The 17,986-nt window shown below is 38.1% G+C and carries 14 protein-coding genes and 17 tRNA genes; 3 read left to right on the forward strand and 28 right to left on the reverse strand.

Translation table 11 applies throughout. The features are described from left to right. Nucleotides 1–9: 9 nt before the first annotated feature. The 21 genes from IW16_RS08625 to IW16_RS08710 all read right to left on the reverse strand — a co-directional run bounded on the left by IW16_RS08625 (nucleotide 10) and on the right by IW16_RS08710 (nucleotide 6,297). On the reverse strand, nucleotides 10–954 hold the full coding sequence (locus IW16_RS08625; RefSeq protein ID WP_034742240.1) for an MBL fold metallo-hydrolase: 945 nt from the start codon (nucleotides 952–954) through the stop codon (nucleotides 10–12). 47 nt (nucleotides 955–1,001) lie between these two features. Then, nucleotides 1,002–2,018 (reverse strand): RNA ligase family protein, encoded by a 1,017-nt coding sequence (locus tag IW16_RS08630; protein ID WP_034742243.1) that lies wholly within the window; start codon nucleotides 2,016–2,018, stop codon nucleotides 1,002–1,004. Nucleotides 2,019–2,023: 5 nt separating this feature from the next. Beyond that, entirely contained in the window at nucleotides 2,024–2,587 is a 564-nt protein-coding gene (locus tag IW16_RS08635; RefSeq protein ID WP_084694518.1) for a DinB family protein, read from the reverse strand. Between the two features lie 186 nt (nucleotides 2,588–2,773). Continuing rightward, complete coding sequence (locus tag IW16_RS08640) at nucleotides 2,774–3,145, reverse strand: cyclic-phosphate processing receiver domain-containing protein (RefSeq protein ID WP_034742248.1); 372 nt, start codon at nucleotides 3,143–3,145, stop codon at nucleotides 2,774–2,776. A 48-nt stretch (nucleotides 3,146–3,193) separates the two neighbouring features. Beyond that, nucleotides 3,194–3,679, reverse strand: coding sequence for a ribonuclease H-like YkuK family protein (locus IW16_RS08645; RefSeq protein WP_034742251.1), 486 nt, complete (start codon nucleotides 3,677–3,679; stop codon nucleotides 3,194–3,196). 121 nt (nucleotides 3,680–3,800) lie between these two features. Next, a tRNA-Trp gene (locus IW16_RS08650) sits at nucleotides 3,801–3,871 on the reverse strand. A gap of 8 nt (nucleotides 3,872–3,879) precedes the next feature. Beyond that, nucleotides 3,880–3,952 (reverse strand) — tRNA-Gln (locus IW16_RS08655). Nucleotides 3,953–3,962: 10 nt separating this feature from the next. Next, nucleotides 3,963–4,035, reverse strand: a tRNA-Phe gene (locus IW16_RS08660). 1 nt (nucleotide 4,036) lies between these two features. Beyond that, nucleotides 4,037–4,113 (reverse strand) — tRNA-Leu (locus tag IW16_RS08665). Nucleotides 4,114–4,118: 5 nt separating this feature from the next. Next, nucleotides 4,119–4,192, reverse strand: a tRNA-Leu gene (locus IW16_RS08670). 255 nt (nucleotides 4,193–4,447) lie between these two features. Next, nucleotides 4,448–4,519 (reverse strand) — tRNA-Glu (locus IW16_RS08675). Nucleotides 4,520–4,604: 85 nt separating this feature from the next. Continuing rightward, nucleotides 4,605–4,688 (reverse strand) — tRNA-Tyr (locus tag IW16_RS26590). A 406-nt stretch (nucleotides 4,689–5,094) separates the two neighbouring features. Beyond that, nucleotides 5,095–5,176, reverse strand: a tRNA-Cys gene (locus IW16_RS26595). A gap of 166 nt (nucleotides 5,177–5,342) precedes the next feature. After that, nucleotides 5,343–5,414 (reverse strand) — tRNA-Asn (locus IW16_RS08680). A gap of 112 nt (nucleotides 5,415–5,526) precedes the next feature. Continuing rightward, nucleotides 5,527–5,600, reverse strand: a tRNA-Ile gene (locus tag IW16_RS08685). A 93-nt stretch (nucleotides 5,601–5,693) separates the two neighbouring features. After that, a tRNA-Glu gene (locus IW16_RS08690) sits at nucleotides 5,694–5,765 on the reverse strand. Between the two features lie 3 nt (nucleotides 5,766–5,768). Further along, nucleotides 5,769–5,843, reverse strand: a tRNA-Pro gene (locus tag IW16_RS08695). A 68-nt stretch (nucleotides 5,844–5,911) separates the two neighbouring features. After that, nucleotides 5,912–5,983: transfer RNA gene (locus IW16_RS26600), tRNA-Asp, on the reverse strand. A gap of 6 nt (nucleotides 5,984–5,989) precedes the next feature. Further along, a tRNA-Arg gene (locus IW16_RS08700) sits at nucleotides 5,990–6,063 on the reverse strand. A gap of 6 nt (nucleotides 6,064–6,069) precedes the next feature. Beyond that, a tRNA-Lys gene (locus IW16_RS08705) sits at nucleotides 6,070–6,143 on the reverse strand. Nucleotides 6,144–6,224: 81 nt separating this feature from the next. Then, nucleotides 6,225–6,297, reverse strand: a tRNA-His gene (locus IW16_RS08710). Nucleotides 6,298–7,055: 758 nt separating this feature from the next. Between IW16_RS08710 and IW16_RS08720 the strand changes: the two genes are divergently transcribed. Next, nucleotides 7,056–7,125 (forward strand) — tRNA-Ile (locus IW16_RS08720). Nucleotides 7,126–7,137: 12 nt separating this feature from the next. Beyond that, complete coding sequence (locus tag IW16_RS08725) at nucleotides 7,138–8,517, forward strand: SDR family oxidoreductase (protein WP_034742798.1); 1,380 nt, start codon at nucleotides 7,138–7,140, stop codon at nucleotides 8,515–8,517. Nucleotides 8,518–8,617: 100 nt separating this feature from the next. Here IW16_RS08725 and IW16_RS08730 read toward each other — a convergent pair whose 3' ends face one another. The 7 genes from IW16_RS08730 to IW16_RS08760 are packed head-to-tail and all read right to left on the reverse strand — an operon-like array spanning nucleotide 8,618 to nucleotide 16,907. Further along, a complete protein-coding gene (locus tag IW16_RS08730) occupies nucleotides 8,618–9,637 on the reverse strand; it encodes a tetratricopeptide repeat protein (protein WP_034742257.1) in 1,020 nt (339 codons plus the stop codon). Next, the gene (locus IW16_RS08735; protein WP_034742260.1) at nucleotides 9,630–11,336 is read right to left on the reverse strand and encodes a hypothetical protein; all 1,707 of its coding nucleotides are present in this window, start codon (nucleotides 11,334–11,336) and stop codon (nucleotides 9,630–9,632) included. The genes IW16_RS08730 and IW16_RS08735 overlap by 8 nt, the downstream gene beginning before the upstream one ends. After that, nucleotides 11,326–13,707: a hypothetical protein gene (locus IW16_RS08740; RefSeq protein ID WP_034742264.1), complete on the reverse strand. Its 2,382-nt coding sequence runs from the start codon at nucleotides 13,705–13,707 to the stop codon at nucleotides 11,326–11,328. The genes IW16_RS08735 and IW16_RS08740 overlap by 11 nt, the downstream gene beginning before the upstream one ends. Continuing rightward, the gene (locus IW16_RS08745; protein WP_034742266.1) at nucleotides 13,698–14,441 is read right to left on the reverse strand and encodes a hypothetical protein; all 744 of its coding nucleotides are present in this window, start codon (nucleotides 14,439–14,441) and stop codon (nucleotides 13,698–13,700) included. The genes IW16_RS08740 and IW16_RS08745 overlap by 10 nt, the downstream gene beginning before the upstream one ends. Beyond that, a complete protein-coding gene (locus tag IW16_RS08750; RefSeq protein WP_034742269.1) occupies nucleotides 14,414–15,547 on the reverse strand; it encodes an AAA family ATPase in 1,134 nt (377 codons plus the stop codon). The genes IW16_RS08745 and IW16_RS08750 overlap by 28 nt, the downstream gene beginning before the upstream one ends. A 6-nt stretch (nucleotides 15,548–15,553) precedes the next feature. Beyond that, nucleotides 15,554–16,270, reverse strand: a complete 717-nt coding sequence (locus IW16_RS08755; RefSeq protein ID WP_034742272.1) for a hypothetical protein — start codon at nucleotides 16,268–16,270, stop codon at nucleotides 15,554–15,556. Then, nucleotides 16,260–16,907: a hypothetical protein gene (locus tag IW16_RS08760; RefSeq protein ID WP_034742275.1), complete on the reverse strand. Its 648-nt coding sequence runs from the start codon at nucleotides 16,905–16,907 to the stop codon at nucleotides 16,260–16,262. Before IW16_RS08760 ends, IW16_RS08755 begins: the two co-directional genes overlap by 11 nt. Before the next feature lie 314 nt (nucleotides 16,908–17,221). Between IW16_RS08760 and deoD the strand changes: the two genes are divergently transcribed. Next, nucleotides 17,222–17,932 (forward strand): purine-nucleoside phosphorylase, encoded by a 711-nt coding sequence (gene deoD / locus IW16_RS08765; RefSeq protein ID WP_034742279.1) that lies wholly within the window; start codon nucleotides 17,222–17,224, stop codon nucleotides 17,930–17,932. The last annotated feature ends 54 nt before the right edge of the window (nucleotides 17,933–17,986 follow it).

The following is a 17,986-nucleotide window of genomic DNA, read 5'->3' on the forward strand; positions in this document are numbered from 1 at the left end:
ATTTTTTAATTAATTTCCACGAAATGCTTTAAAAAAAGCAGTCTCAATTTCACTGACATCGCTTTCCGTGTATCTTCTTGAGAAGTGAATAGGAACAGCTTCTTTCACCTGACAATCTTTCATAACCGTTCCTGATGCCGATGCAAAACTGTGATAATTAAGTCTGGCAAATTCCTGATCAGAATCTTTATAAAAGCTTTCAATGTATACCAGATCTGCTTCTTTGAAAACCGTTTTTATCTTTTCATAGTTCTCTTTACCCACCGCATGATCCATGATCACACCCAGCTTGTACCCCTCATTTCTGGTCAGTAAATGAAACAGATCAGAAGCTTTATATTCTGTTCCTTCAATTTCAATTTCCCTGTTGATCTCATTATTCTCAAATGCCGTTTTCAACTCGCTGATCCATTTTCCTTTTTTGAAGCCGGAAGCCTCTTCATGAAAGGTCACTGAATCTTTTTCCTGAAACAGGTAAGCAATGGAATCTGTTTTATGATCAAGAATGGCAAAATCTACTTTGATCTGTTCATCTTCAAAAAGAAAACTTTGAGTTTTCACCAGTTCCAGATTCCAGTGGGGCGGGCGAATGACATAAACGTTAATTTCTTCAGGAGACATAATTTCCCTGATCTCATACTCAATAGCCTTTTCATTAATGAGGTTCCAGGTGTAAGATTTTAGCCGTGCCTCAACCTGATGATGAATATTTTTCGGTCCGGCAATCACTACTTTTTCTCCGCTTCCAATCTGATGTCTGAAAATTCCATCGAAATTTGAAAAGTGGTCTATATGGGTATGACTGATGAACAGTGCGGAAACAGCCTGTGCTTCTTTCACCGTAAGCAAACTGGCTTCACCACAGTCACACAAATAGTGCTTTCCTGAATTGGCTGTTTTTATTAATATACTGATGTCTTCTCTCAAAAGACTTTTTATCTCTGCCTGTATCATTTTATTAGTTTTTAAACATAAAAAAGTTTCGGTAAAATGTACCGAAACTAAACTTTAAGAGTCATGAACTCTTCTTTTATAAAATCAATAACTAAAGTATTCAACTTTTTATTGATTCTTTTCTGTTCGTCTTTTTCCACGGTACTGAAAGCATCCGGAAAATCCTTTCCGAAGTCCTCCAAAATATCCTGGGCAAAAAGACCTATAATTCTGCCTATCATTTTAGGTTCAAATTCTCCAACTTTGCTCACCACATTATGCAACCTGTTGACCGTAGCATATCTTTGGATTTCTTCCCAGATATTCTGAGCATTTTCTGAAAAATCTGCCGGTTTCTGAACCTGTTTATGTTCTTTTTTAACCATTTTAGATTTTTCAACCCATTTTTCATTCTTATTCTTAAGAATTACTCTTGCTCCGTTTCCAAAATATCTGGTTTTCAAAGTCTTGACAATGGTTCCCTCACACATATTGTTTTCAATTTCAGGTAGGCCTAACCAACCCGGAATTTTAGAATCAAATACATTGGGAAACTTCAAAGCTTCTTCCAAACTGCCCTGGAATAAAATCTTAGCATAGAAAAATCCGGTTTCCTCAAAAATCTGATTCCCCGTATCTGTATCCAAATAAGTAGTTCCGTTCAACTTGATGTCGAAGCCATAAAATTCGTTGTGAGGAGCATACTGAATGCCACTCTGTACTTTCACAGCATCGTTTACAGCAGTTACTTCTTTGTGTTTGTAGCCGCCACCGAACAACTCACCGTAAATGACTACGGTTTGCAATTCCGGGTGAATGGTTTTCACTTTTTCAAATAAAGCAATTACATTTTTTCTGTAACGTTCCAAAATATGGTGGGCGTTGTAAAATTTTTCATCTTTTTCAATGAAAGCAGTTCTCTTCCCGATTTTAATTTCCTTCCCGTCGGTAAAGAAAGAGAAATTAGCCCCGTGAACCTTTTCCTGCACGATGAAAACCTCATCCCCAAAACCCTGCAACCTGATCTGATCGATCACGCGGGCCTGGTAAGCATTTTCTATAGAGTTATATGTTTTGAAAATCATTTTTTTTAGTTTTTAATAGTTTCTGATTCATTATTCTTCATCTGAGTAAGGTGCCGCCTGCTGTGTAGTGAAAGGAAATAAATGTATTCATACACATTGATTTTACCCAGTTCACTCACTGTCATTGTCGTCTTACAGAGGAGACCTTCCCCATTTTTCATCAATTCCAGGTACTCTAAACACTGATGATACTGCAGGATAATTAAATTTCTGATTTCAGTTGAATTCAACTCCCCTTTCGGCTCCATATGTTCAGGTCTTATCCATTCAAAAGCACCATGCTCTCCTACTTCTTCAAATTTTTCTTTATCGAAACTGTAGTTTTTTATTTCTGAGTTCAGATCAAGATTCAGATAATTCCGCATTGCCTTTTTCGAGCCTTTTTCAATAAGAATGAGCAAATAAAAGTTGGTAAGATAAATATGCTCTAAAACCTGTTGAACAGTCCACCCTCCGTTTGCAGGCTGATGGTTCAGTATTTCTTTATCTTTTTCAAACCATCTGTCCACCTCATCAAACCTGAGTTTCAAATGCATTTTTATATCGTGAATTAATCTAAAAATATCCATTACAGTTTTTTATTTTTTAAGCTTCGAATATTTTTCTTTACAGTAATCTTGATATTATGATCATGCAAAGTAAAAAAGTAATAACGCAATCTTTTTGCGCATTGCATTTTTTTTTATCCTATTTAATAAATTTCGCAGGATCAATAGGCTCTGTTATCCACTGAACAAATTCATTCCTTCTATCTATTACAGATTTTTATAGTTTTCCAAAAGGCTTAGAATATTCTTCTTTCCTACCGGATTCATTGAATGACAGTAGAATTTTGGTACGTCCAAAAAGTTATCCATACAATATTCTATAAGCCATTTGGCACAGTCATAGCCTGTTTTTTCCTTGTACTCGTCAGAATTCGGTTTCAGATAATGTATATCTGCCAGGTCATGATCAAAAGAAATCATTTCCGGAAGTCCTTTTTCCACAATTCGGTTGACAAACTGCTCGTAATTGCGAACAATATGCCAGTCTTTTCTGAGGAAAATATCCTGTTTGGTATAATGATACGCTTCAACCGGGTATCTTATATCATCCAGAAACAATAATCTTTTGGTGATTTCCATCCTGTTATTTTTTTAAGCCCGAAAGCCTGTGAATACATTTTTTATTCATTAAACCATCATATCAGCACAGTTGGAACTTGCGAATGCATAAGGTTTTGCTTTAAACACATAGCCCATTCCTAGAATATATCCCATGGCATCTTTCAATGCTGTGTTTGACTTGAAATCCGGGTCGGTATTAATGTCTGCGTGTACCTCCATTTCCACACCATAGGCATCCAGAACGGCACAGATAGCATAAGCAATTTCTACGGATCTGTTGACCTCGTTCAGCATTCGTTCTTTGATACTGATCTTCTGTATTTCTCTTTCTTTTCTGATAAAGGTAAACGCTCCTTTTCCTTCGCGGACAAATACTACTGCTGTAGCATAACTGATCGCTTCACCATACACGTGGGAATCTGAACCCACACATACTTTCAGGCGGTGACCGTTAGCCTGTTCGCGGATGATGGCTTCTTCTACCAGCTGTGTGATAGGTTTCTGGAAAAAATTTCCTTTCATATTCTGCCATACTTCTTGTTGCGTTTCCATTTTTTTACCTGTTTTAAGTTCTACATATGTTTATTTATAGTTGATCAATGATAATTGATTAATGATTTTATGATCAGTCTGGTTTCTAATTTCCAGCTTCTAACCTCTAATTTCTATTTTGCACTCCGAACCGGACTCGAACCGATACCATCAGTTTTGGAGACTGAGCTGCTACCATTACAATATCAGAGTATTTTTTGTTGATTCATCAGGACTTGAACCTGAACAACAAGAGTCAAAGTCTTGTGTGCTGACCGATTACACTATGAATCATTTTTTTTTGTGGATCAAAACCGAATTGAACGGTTCCCTTTTGCTTTTCAGACAAATGTGCAGACCTTCTGCACCACTGATTCCTGGTACCTCTCCCCAGATTTGAACTGGGACTTTACGGGGTTTAAAGCCGTTTTCTCTGCCAATTGGAATAGAGAGGCAAGTGTACGGGAAAAGGGATTCGAACCCCCAATATCTTGAGCCTAAATCAAGTGCGTCTGCCAGTTCCGCCACTCCCGCTGCATTTCATAAGTAATTTATAATCGAATACAATGGATCTGTATGTCAACTGTTCATTACTTATTATTAAAGGTTGGAGAAGGCTTATCCTTATATAAAACTATGCCTGCCAGTTTGTGTTTTTAAGATCTTCTGCGCTGGACAAACCTTTCTCTTTCCTGTTTTATTGTGAATGATCGGATCAATTTTAATTTCTCAATCTGAACTTTCATGGTATTATGTATTCATCATTGATTTTTTGACCATTCACATTTGTACTCCATAAGGGAATCGAACCCTTGTTTTCTGCTCGAAAGGCAGGCGTCCTAACCGTTAGACGAATGGAGCTTTTTAAACCGACTGACCAGGAATCGAACCTGAACAACAAGAGTACTTTTCCTGCATGCTGCCATTACATTATCAGTGGTTTTTGTGGAAGCAGTAGGATTCGAACCTACTCAGCAATAAAGCAACAGATTTACAGTCTGCCCCGGCTCTCCAACTCCGGCGTGCTTCCGATTTAATGATTAATAATAAGAAACTAATGAGGATTGAGGTAATCCGTGATCCGAGATTACAACTCTGTGCCACCTCTAATTTCCAGCTTCTAATCTCTAATTTCTAACCTCTATTTGAAGAAAAACAAAGCCTGTCTTAATTTTTTGTTTGATATAAGAACTTCTGCGCTCGACAAACTTTTATTTTTTCTTCTGAACTAACTAAATTTTATAAATGATAAGTGATGAGTGATAATTGATCCGTAATCCTGTAACGACCACTCACTTCTAATTTCTAATCTCTAAACTTCTAACCTCTATTTGAAGAAAAACAAAGCCTGTCTTAATTTTTTGTTTGATATAAGAACTTCTGCGCTCGACAAACTTTTACTTTTTCTCCGGAACTAATCTCATTTTAGTTATTTGAGATGGCTATGGGATTCAAACCCACTCAGCTTACGCAACGGTTTTGCAGACCGCCCCGACTCTTCCACTTCGGCGAACCATCAGGTGTGATTCTAAATGATAAGTGAATAGTGAATTTACACACACTTCTAATTTCTAATTTGAAAAGAAAAAGGCTGTCGGTATTTGTTTATATTTGGCGTAAAGATCTTCTGCTCTTGACACACCTTTTTTCTTCTCTTTTGAAACAATTAACATTTAGTTATCTGCGATTTTGGAAAGACTCGAACTTTCAACTTCCGGTTTAACAGACCGGCGCTCTGCCATTGAGCTACAAAATCAATAATTGATTAATGATGTTTGATTATAGTTATCTGTTGTACGATCTCTTCTAACTTCTAACTTCTAACTTCTAACTTCTAACTTCTAACTTCTAATCTCTACCATCTATTGTAATTCCGGAAGGACTTGAACCTTCAACCTTCGGTGTATCAGACCGACACTCTAACCAATTGAGCTACGAAATCATTTTTTTATTTAGTGAATTGCCCATCGCTTTGCTATCATTTTTTTTACAATCCATCATTCGCTTGCAAAGCAAAATTGACTGTTCACTTTTGTACTCCATAAGGGAATCGAACCCTTGTTTTCTGCTCGAAAGGCAGGCGTCCTAACCGTTAGACGAATAGAGCAAATGGTCTGGAAAGCAAGATTCGAACTTGCGACCTCCCGCGTCCAAGACGGGTAAACAACCACCGTTATCTTTCCAGTTTTTCAGGTTCGCTTTCCAATTTCTTTACCGGGAGACAGCCGGGATTAAAATTTTCCGTGAACCTTGCGGTCTATGCGGGAATCGAACCCGCAGTGCCCAAGAGACAGTCGGGCAGGTTAGCCTTTACCTCAATAGACCTTTTTGTAATTCTGAGAGGGATCGAACCCCTAACCTTCGGTTTAGAAAACCAATGCTCTATCCCATTGAGCCACAGAACTGTTTTGTAATCCCAGAAGGAATTGAACCTTCAACCCCCGGTTTAAAAGACCGGTGCTCTAACCTGTTGAGCTATGAGATTGTTTTTTACGGTGAATTGCCAATTTGTTTTGCTGATCAATTTTAAATTCACAATTCAACATTGACTATTTACATTTATTTGGGGTATCTCCGGGGATCGAACCCTGTTCTCCGGTTCCACAGACCGACGCTTTACCAAATAAGCTAAAGAAACCATAAAAAAAGCACCTCTTTTCGGGAGGTGCTGTATATATTTTGACGTGTCAGATCACTGAGACCTACGTATATAAGCACCTTTTATGTATAAATTCATTATCCAGAATACATGCATATCCTTTCGGATCCTGTCCGTCTATTCCTGAATACTGATTAGATATGTTATGTAATTGTTTCATTATATTCTTGTTATTTAAAAAGTTTTTGAATCCTGAAAACCTGTTGCTTTCAATTTTCGGTTGCAAAGTAAGTATGAAATTTTTTAATCTGCAAATTTATTTTTCAATTAAACACTTGACAATCAATAAGTTATATGATATTTTTAGCATAAAGAATAACCGTCCGCAATATCCTGCAGATCTCCTAAATACCTAAATGACTGTCTCTCATCGGGTTACTTATCACTCTTATTTATCGTATTAAATTGACATTGTTAATTATAAATTTTTTGTTTTTATGGTTATTTTTTTTCATTCTAAATAATTTATGGCCTAAAACACAAGAAACGCCTCGAGTTATCGAGGCGTTTCTGTGGTATTTTGTTTAAATTCTTACGGGTTTATTGTAAATAATTTTCAAAGCAAGCACATTTCGCCTCATTCCATATCATCCATTCGTATCCGAATAATCCTTTTATTGAAGGGCTATCGCATAGATTTACATTGATATGTGCTCTTTGTAGTGTCATAATTTTATGGCGCAAAGATAGGAAAAATTGTTTTTCATTAATGAAAATAATACTTTTGTTCACTGAGCAGGGGGATAGTTTAACTGGAAAAACACTACACTGATAACGTGAAAATGGAGGTTCGAACCCTTCTCCCCCACAAAACTGTATTATGAACCCATATCCATTCAGTACCGAAGAATGGGAAGCTTGCTTAAAAGTTCTGGAAGCTCTTCAGGCTGACCCTCTGAATAATCCAGACAACCAGCGTTTCAAAACACTGATTTCATCTATCCGGAAAAAGGCCAGGAAGAATATCCAAAAGAATCTGGATGAGTATCTCACTTCGTCTAAAAATGATGAGGATTCAGATCTTGAAATTCTTAAAAAGTCGGCTGTCGTACAACAGGCTTTAGAAAACCGGACTCTATATTCTCATACAGAAGAGGAAACATCATTTTCAACCATTCAAAAACCTCAGCTTTGTTATTGCTGTCACCAGCCTTATCACGACATTCATTTTTTCTATCATAAACTTTGTCCAACTTGCGCGGATGAGAATTATAAAAACAGAAGTCTTGCCCATGATCTCAACGGACAAACAGTTATCATTACCGGCGGAAGAGTGAAAATAGGCTATGCTTCGGCTTTACAGTTTTTGAGAAGTGGTGCGAAAGTCATTGCCACGTCAAGGTTTCCTGCTCTTGGATTTGAGCAGTTTCGGAAAGAAAAAGACTATGAACAGTGGAAAGACCGGCTTTTTCTGTATGGTCTTGATCTCAGAAACATCAGATCGGTGCATGAATTTACAGAATACTGTTATCAGAACTTTGAAAGTATTGAAATTCTGGTGAATAATGCAGCTCAAACCATTAAGTATCCTTCTGATTATTATCAGCCTCTACTGGTCAAAGAACAGCTTCTATTATTATCCTATTCTGAAAACAGAAATTTAATAGGTAATGAAACACCAATAAATAACGATAATAGTGAGCTTTTAACATTATCTCATGAAAATTTTGATATAATTCCTGCCAACAGATTCGGGCAGCCAAAAGACCTCAGGGATAAAAACAGCTGGAATTCTGTGATGGATGAAATCGGGACCGAAGAGCTTCTGGAAGTGAATCTTATTAATCATATTTCTCCCTATCTGCTGATTTCGGCGTTAAAACCTCTGATGAAAAAAAGTCAGACAGAAAGAAGACATATTATCAATGTCACCTCTACCGAGGGACAGTTCAGCTACAAGAGTAAAAATGAATTTCATCCGCACACGAATATGACAAAGGCGGCTCTCAATATGCTTACCAAAACCTCAGCACCGGATTTTGTCAAGGATAATATATTCATGAATGCAGTAGATGTCGGCTGGATTTCTACGGGAGCGACAGAAAGTAAAAGAGAGAAACTGTTTGAAAAGACCAGGATACCACCGCTTGATCCTGTGGATGGTGCCATGAGGATCTTTCACCCTATTGTGCAGATCAACAACGGAGATTTAAATCTTTATGGAAAGCTATTAAAGAATTATAAGGAAACCGGATGGTAAAAAAGGCGGTGGCTTCGAGTTCACCAGCCACCTTGTATTTGCCTGTCTAAGAATTTTCTTCTAATGTATTAATACTTGAATTTTTAAATCTTTAAATTTCTCAATTCCTCAACATCTTATTTCTCCCCGTCTTAAACCTCGAAATATCCTTCAAGATCACACTGTCATCAGGATTAAAATATTTAAGTTCATTAATAATTTCAGAACGGGTACCTACTTTTTCTGCAATAATTTCATAGGCAATACTACGGGTTACAGTTTGTAATTGCTGATCTTTTTTAAATTCATGCTTCATGGCTTCAAGGTAGATCACTTTCTTGTAGGATGGTGTTTTCTGATAAAGCTTCTGAATTTCCGTTTCCAGTTTTCTAACATCAAAAACATTGGCGAAATAATTATTCAGACAGTTGAAGGCATCTTTATCCTCTTCCCAGCCTTTCAAAAGAATTTTCTGAGCTTCCTCAGGCTGTTCCATTTTTTTGCTGTAGATCAGAGAAGCTTTTACCATCTGGTTATTGACTGTGTAATCATCAGCAACCATTTGATAATAGGTGTGGGCATTTTTGATATCGTTAAGTTCCCGGTAAAGGTCCCCTACTTTTTCTTTGTGCTGCATTTCTTTGTAAAGATCAATTGCTTTTTTATACTGTTTTGCCTTTTCATAGCAGGAAGCTGCCTCTGACTTATTGTTTAGTTTTTTAAGATAAACTGCTGCTGCTTCATTGTAGAAGCCTCCCTGTTCCAGTGTTTTGGCACCACGGAAATTATCCTGAAGAAGGTTCATATAGACTTTCGCTGCTTTTTTATAATCTTTTTCAGCTATATACTTTTCGGCAAGTTCTTCATATTTACTTCTTATCCGGTCAAACAGTGATGCTTCCAGATAGAAATTGCCCCCTCCGGAACCTCTTTTTCCTGAATTTTTCCTGTTCTGTTCTTTATCTTTTAAGGCTGTAATTACCATCATGATAATAAAGGCAACGACCAGAAAGATGGCAAGTGTTCCTACGACACTCCAAAAACTTTCGTGAAAGAGCTGTGCTGCAATTCCAATGATCTTAAACACCGCCAGGATCATAAATGCAATCAGGAATTTGTCTGTAAATTTCTGTTTATTCATCGTCTTCAGGGTTTAAAATGGTTTTATCTTCACTGAAAAGGCGGTAAAGGAGAAGAATGACACAGATCACAAGTCCCCATACAAACCAGTTGTAGCCAAACATTTTTATCAACGGATAAAATAAATAGACCAGCATAGACACAAGAACGGCAGACAGGATGATTTTCACCCAAAATGGCACGCTGTCTCCGCCAAGATTTAATGATTTTCTTTTGAATATGAAGGAGTATATTCCTACAGCTCCGAACATAAAAATGACGAGATACAGAATATCTGAGACGGATGTCTTTTCCTGTGAGCTGTTGTCGCCCGCCTCAATTTTACCAATTTTTGAATCTTTATTGGGAGACGGTGGAAGTTCCATCATATCAAGTGTTCCATATAATCTTCCGAGAGAATCTGCCATGAGTACCTGTTTTTTCTTTAAAACAAATTTTACCACTTCGCCATTAACCGGCTCCCCTTTGCTGTATTGTTTCAGGGAATCTGAAATCCTGCGCTTCATGACGGCTTCCTGCTGAACAAGGTGCTTCGTTATCTTTTTTGAATAGACAACTTTAAGGGAATCTCTGCTGGCCTGTTCACGGGTATTGAGTTTTTCGATGTCATTTCCGACCTCTCCAAGATTTCTGCCCCCCGATTTTTTATACTGTTCCCTTTCGTTTTGATCTTTTGACATGGCGGCACCTGCTGCCGTATATTCACTGGAGAGCTTTTTTCTGGTCTTCCCGTAAATAGAATCGATTTTCATATCAATATCGGTCACTCCGGATTGATAGGCGATCATATCTGCCGTGGATTTTTGAGCACCGTTCATAATTTTGCCGGAGGAAATAAGAAAATCTTCTTTCTGCGTTCTGTCTTTATCTGAAGGCATAAAAATTCTGAACAATATCGCAATCACAACAACAGCCCAGAATATTCTACGAAAATTTCGGGTTCCTGCGGTTTCTTTTTTATCTCCGGAGCCTCCGAACAGGGTATCCAGCCAGCTGTTTCCAAACGTAAAGTTTCCAAAACCGTCACCACGGGAAGTTCCCATAATATCCAATGGTACGCCCAGTTCTACTGCTCTGTCAGGATATTTTTCTATATATTGTAAATACTTCTCAATCTCTTTTTTATTCCCGGCCATGACTTTTTTAAGATCAAAAGGCAGGTTTTTCATCCATTCCTCTTCATTTTTGGGCTGCTGAAGGTTGGCAAGAACTTTTTCATCATCCATCTCAACGGTAAAGCTTTCTATATACTGAAGCGTTTTTACACCATTGGATGGTTTTCTGATAATTCCTGTTGCCAGGTCCGGTTCCTGAATCAGAGAAAGCCAGTCTATTTCTTCTGACAGTTTTACCAATCCGAATTCCGGATGCATTATTAAAAAACGGGCCCCTGCAGAATGCCAGTCTTCAGGATTGACTCTGGGATAAAATACCGTGTTCTCAGGAATAAAAAGCTGATCATCTACGCACTGGAAATAGGCATTCTTTCCAATTTCCTGAGGAGCCTCATCATAAAATACAAGAAGACATCCATACAGAACATTGGGATGATCTGCCGGAACAGCATAAGATTTTACTTTATGAAGATCTATTCTCAGGAGTTCCATTTCCTGAAGCCATACGCGGGGCGAAGGGCCTTTAATCAAAAGTCCTTTTTTAGGGTAACTGTTTTTCGGAAAGGGTTTTATTCTAAGCTCCATAATCCAAGATCTGATCAATAAACGCTGTTAAATACTGGGAATACATTTCGTCCAGGGTCTTCACTTTGAGTAAGGTCTGTTTCGGAAGATAATATTCTGAACCTCCATACTCCGTACTACTGGATAAAGCAAGAAAACCATATTCTGTGGAAGGAATATAAAAGGTAGGAATGCCTGTATTACTGCTTTTAAAAGTAAGCATTCCCCGGGGATCTGTGATGACCTCACTTCCGTCCTGAAATGTAAATTTATTTTTGTTTTGCTCCGCAAGGATTTTAACTGTAAATCTGTTTTTATAGAGGTTCAGTGAGTTTTCATATACTCTGGACAATTCATTTCCGGAAATAACCAGATTATTATTTTCATTGATCCCAATCCTGTTGAAGTTGCTGATGATTTTCATTCCACTGCGGTTGAGCTTGGCAACTTCGGTTTCAGCTTTTGCAATATTTTTGTCTATTTCACGGTCATCATTGAAAACGGATTCTACAGATACATTCCCTTCTAAATTGATCTTATAGAGAGAGGAATTCAATGGTTGATGCAAGTAGAAACTCCTTCCGAAATAAGCTAAGTGAAAGGCGTTGGGAATATTCAGTCCGGTAACATTCAGCTCGGAATATTCTTTTGTATTCAGATTCAGTTTTGAGATCAGTTTTTTATCGGGCTGATATTGACATAAAATGAACTCCTGCTTTTTATTTTTGGCCAGCGCAAACTGTCCTCGCGGTTTTACAGATATATCTTCCATTAATACTTCACACCCGTGATACGTTTTATAGTAATCATAGGAATTACGGTCGTAGTAATTATCCGAAAGATAGGTTTTGAGCAATTGTTTTTTTGAGCTTAAAATATAAAATTCACCTTCATATAAAAATTGGGCAATTGTATTGGAAGGCGTAGGAAAAAGAATCGGATAATTCTGTGGAAGGTCCGTTTTCTTACCATTAACTGTATTTGCTTTCAGTTTTCGCTGTGGTGGATTGGCCCACAATTCCTGAAGCGGAAGTTTTATTTTCTGGATATGTTTCCGGGCACCTTTATGATGTTTATAGAAATTCAGTTCACCATCTGATGTCGTAGTGATCAGAAATTTCAGTCTGTCCCGGTTTTCGTGAATCACTTTTCTGATTTTTTCATCCACAAGGTTTTCCTGATGGGTAATGAAGAAAACTTCAAGGTCTTTTTCAGGATGTTCCTGATTAAAAAATTTTCCTAAAGCCTCCGAAACTTCCAGAACAGGACTCACCTGATTAAGATTTTCAATAACCTTTTCAGGGGTATCAAGTGAAATTGGCAAACCGGCCTGCCCCAAGGCAAAAACTTTACATTTCGAATGCGCCTTCGGGTGCCTGATGATAGCAATGGCTGAGGCAAAAGCCATCACTTTAGGAGTTCCCCAGTTTCTGAGGGAAGTATCTATTAAAATGATCCTTTCAAAAATATTTTCTTCAGGCGGAATCTCTCTTTGGATATACAGCACCTCATTATTGGCCACACGGTTCATGAAAACATCATCTTCGTTGGCAAATTCTGAAAGCAGCATTCTGTGAAGGTCCCCTTTATTGGCCATATCTGAAATTCCGCCTATGGGCTGTTCGCCGGGAGACAAATGCTTCATGGGAATTCTCAGTCCGCTCCATATTCTTTTGATCAGGCTTCCTACCTGAAAGGTTTTTGGCTCTTCGATCAGCTGCTGGATAAAGTCTTTATCCGTTTCTATATTTGTTTCTTCTGCTACAACTTCATCATCCAGTTCAGGCTCATCGATGTGATCGCGCATGGCATCAACTATAGACTGTATGGTAGGAAATTTGTCGTTGAGCAGATCGAGTGCACTCAGGTCTCGGTTGATTGCGGATGGACCTGCATATTTTTTTTCAGCACTGGCTGCAAGCATTTGCGGCCTTTTATAATAGATGGTCAGAATCATTTCTGCCTTACCGGGAGCCATTCTGTTGTGTCCATCCTGAAAAAGTGTCTGCAATAATACGATTCTGTTTTGTCCCTGTTTATATACCTTGTTGAGTGATTTCAGTTTTTCGAGAAATTCAATACTCCTGTCTGCCGTAAAATCAAAATTTCCAATACTGTGAAAACCGGCGGTATGCTTCAGAGGGGTTACAAAATCGGTGTATCCTTCCTGCATTGCATACAACACCATCAGCAATGCACCAAAAGGAGGCCATCCCTGCGGCTGAAGTTCTTTCAGAATCTCCATCACATAAGGTCTGTAAGCTATTGCCCCAACCCCAGGTATAGAGATCAGATTGTTGTCATGGTAACCGGAATCCCCGGCGATATCCTCGTCGGTTTCCCACTCCCAAAAGTAGTTTTCGTATGACTGGAAATATTCGTTTAAATCCATTCTTTTGTTTTTTCAGTAAGACGGAATGAGCTTACAGACATTTTTCGGAAATCTTCTTTCTTAATGGAAAGATATGTTCCGTTTTCATTCCATAACATCCATTTTTCGAGGTCTTTATTATATTGCTGCTGCAAGAGGGAACTCAAATTTTTAAATTCAAAATCAAACCCTGCGGGCAAAAGGTGACCGTCTCTGGTCCAGTATGTTTTCCCTGGCAGACTCAGCAGCGGTGTTCCCAGAAACAATGCTTTATCACCTATCACCGTCCATTCTATCTTATCCAGTTTGAAATTCGGCTGGGCAGGAATACTGTCTTTAATTTCTGTTATTGAGCTTAATAATGCTACAGCTGGATGTTCTTCATCTCCCTGTTTTAATCTGACTTCCACTTTTTCGGTGATCCCAAAATAATTATTGTTGGAAGCAGGGAAAGTAAGACGCAATGCTTTATCTATCGGCGACCACAGCAAAGCTGTTCTCATTTTTTTGCTCGGTACCAGTGCTTCCTTTTTGAATAGAAGTCCTTCACGCAATTCGTACAGCATAAAATTAGGAAGCTGCTGGATCTCTGCGGAGACAGCCTGCTCTTCGGTGAAGCCTTTCAGCCAAACCGTCTCGTCGTCTATTGCAATCTGTACATTTTTCCAGTCCCTGACAGCCCCCAGAAAATCTTCATCGGCCCGGGGAAGTTCTGCCCAGAATTCTTTTATACAGTTTGAAGGATCTTCTGCCATAGACTTTCTATTTCTTGCTGGATATACTGCTTTTGTTCCGGGTTTCTAATCCAGTCGCAACGGGTTTGCAGGTATCTTAATTTATCTTTGATCACATTCTGTTCCTCAAAACTCAGCATTCCGCTGTTCCATTTTTCGATAAGGATTTTTACATCTTTCATAACTTCCTCCGGATTGGGAGTTTTGTTCTGCATCGCCTGTGGATGGGACTTCGGGTTATCATCTTTTTCAATGGTTCTGTTGATAATCCCTTCCAGAATTTCGATCTGTTCTTCAGTGTCCCAGATATGTTTCAATACCCAAAGGTCGGAAAGAACCGCTTCATTTCTACCGCAGATCAAAGCGCTGGCTGCGATCAGATTCTGAAGTTTTACCGCTCTACGGTCAGAAATAGCAATTCCTGTATTTCGTAAGCTGATGATGGTATTTAAATAGACTTCATAAATAGGTCTAAGGTCTACTGCTTTACACAGGTTCTGAAGTTCTCTTATTTCGTCCGCAAGGATTTCGGGAATATCTGTTTCTGTTTCATTCTCGAGTTTTCTTCCGGCAATAAGTACCTGCTGAAGCAGCTCAGGATTTACGTAATCCACATTAATTCTCACCAGAAAACGGTCAAATAATGCATTCAGCGATTCATCTTCAGGAAGAACATTACTTGCTCCTACAAACATCAGAGCCGGTAAATGTTTTGTTTCTTTTCCTCTTTTAAAGATTTTCTCATTAAGTGCCGTCAGCAGTGAATTCAGAATGGCTGAATTCGCATTGAAAATCTCATCCAGAAAAACAAGTGATGCTTCCGGCATCATCCCGTCTGTATTGGTCAGAAGTTCACCTTCTTTTAATTTTCTAATATCGAACGGTCCGAAAATCTCATTGGGTTCTGTGAAACGGGTCAGCAGATATTCAAAATTTTTGCCGTCTTTCACTGTTTTTGAAAGCGTTCTTACAATCGCAGATTTTGCGGTTCCCGGAGGTCCGTACAAAAAGGCATTTTCTTTAGCCAGAAGGCATATTCCCAGCAGATCGACGACATCGTTTTTCCCTACGAAAGTATCTTTTACGTAGTTGAGAACAGTATTGAGTTTTATGATATTTTGAGTCATTAGTATTTATTTAATGAAAAATCTTAACAGTAAAAAGTATATAAATCCAATTACAACCAGTGAAAGAATAAGATCAATATAAAAAGTAAATGGAAGTTCCAGAAATTTAAAGCCTACAACAAAGTATCCAACTATTATCACAAGGCCCATAAGCGCTGAAAGGAAGGAATACAGTGAGGAAATCATCATAACCAGTGAGATAAAAATAAAATATATTCCCACACTTAAAAAAATAAAAAAATGCTTCCCGTATGCGGTGTATTGGCTGTGAATAAAATTAACAAACCCAGAAAAGTCATTCTTTCCCGAAAACAGCTGCCAGATATGGGTTCCGAAATCTTTAAAAATCACAAGAGGATCATACCCTGAAATCCAACTGACAGCAACAATTAAAACGGTGAGCATAGTTCCCATCATTCCATGAAAAATAAAGGCATTTTTCATAGTCCGTCTATCATATTTCTTCAGTTCATCATCATTAAGCCCCACATCCCCTCCTGAATCTGTTTTCACAAGGCTGGAAAGGGGAATATAGCCAAACTTAATTCTGAGATCATTTTTTATGGTATAGGCATACAAGGGTTTTGAAAAGGACATGAACATCCAAATCTCATTCACTTTCGTTTTAAACATCAAAGTATTGGCATAATATGCCAAAATACAGAAAACAAAAAAGTAGGAAGCAACGATTCCTCCTAATACGACTGCAGTATTAATCTCCATGAGCAACTGTTTTCAAATCCTGCCAGTAACGATCTTTATGAAGTCCAAAATCTGCTATCAGCAATTTATTAATATAGGGAATTTCTGCCAGCGTATAGGCTTTCTTTTCAACGATTCTTTCCAGATATAATTTCCGGTACGTTTTGTCCTGAAGTTCTTTTTCCCAGTCGACTTTCTCCAGATTAAGAGGATATCCTATTCCTGAATAATGAAACTGTGTGAGAATATCTTCCAGAGTTTTCACTAAGGGATCATAAGGATCTGCAGTCTGTAAAACAGAGGTAATCTGTGGCAGAAACCTCAGGGATAAATCCGCAGATAAGATGGTGGAAACATCAGATGGTCCTTTCAGTTTCGGGATCAGCTTATCCAGATCTTTGGCTGTATTTTCGCGGATAAGATAGAGCTGGGCACTGTGGTACAGAACTTTTGCTCCCCAGACAGCTGCTTCTTTACTGCATTTGATGTCGGCAGATAAAAATTCCAGCCTTTCTTTTTCGAATTCCGTTTCGAAATAATCTCCGGCTTCCTGCTCTTCTTTTTTAGAAATCTCCTGAATATTTGAAAACACCGTCATGGATCCGCTGTTTCGCAGTAGAAAGATAGTGTCTAGAAATGGGAATCTATTTTCCGTCATCTAACAAAAATAAAACTATTTCGCAGAGAATACAATTTTTATATAAACGATTGACAGTTAAATAATATTTGGGATAAATAATTCACAAATATGTTGGTTCAATTAATGGTAAAGCGACCTGTAATGCCTCCTTTTAGTTTATCGTGAATTGAGTGCGTGATTAAAATTTCTTTTTTGACTACCGCGTCAGATCTTTGATCTGCCACCTCTCCGGCGGAGGGGAATCTGTGCTTAGAAAAGTTAGTCTATTGAGGGACAAATATTTAGATATTTCAATCTAAAAGTTGCTATCTTTGTCCCTTCAAAATAACATTATGAGTATTCACATCAGTGCAAAAAAAGGAGAAATTGCTAAAGTAGTATTGCAGCCGGGGGATCCGCTTCGTGCACAATATATTGCTGAAAATTATTTGGAAAATGCTAAACTGGTAAGCAAAACAAGAGGAATCTTTTATTATACAGGTCTTTACAAAGGTAAAGAGATCACTGTAGGAGCCAGCGGAATGGGATTTCCGAGCATCGGGATCTATTCTTTTGAATTATTTACAGAGTATGAAGTAGATACGATCATCAGAATCGGAACATGCGGAGCTTATACGACAGATCTTAAGCTTTTTGATATTTTAAATATTGAAAATGCAGCCAGCGAAAGTACGTATGCAAAATATGCATGGGAAATTGAAAATGATATTCTTCCTCACCAGGGAAATATCTTTGGAACGATCAATGAAACAGCTCAGGAACTTTCTTTAGCTGCCAAATCTATCAATGTACACAGCAGTGATATTTTCTATAGAAAAGACCAGAATATTCCTGCTATTGCCACTAAATATAACTGTCCGGCTGTAGAGATGGAAGCTTTTGGATTATTCGCTAATGCTCAGCATTTAGGAAAAAATGCAGCGACGATCCTTACAGTAACTGATATTATTCCTACCCACGAAAAAATTTCTGCTGACGAAAGAGAAAAAGCCCTTAAACCAATGATGGAACTGGCTTTGGAATCTGCGTTGAAAAGTCTTTAGAAGAAAAAAAGCTAAGTTGCAGCTTGGCAATTTCACCATAAAAAAAGAGCTTTA

It is taken from the genome of Chryseobacterium vrystaatense (assembly GCF_000737765.1).
Lineage (GTDB): Bacteria > Bacteroidota > Bacteroidia > Flavobacteriales > Weeksellaceae > Chryseobacterium > Chryseobacterium vrystaatense.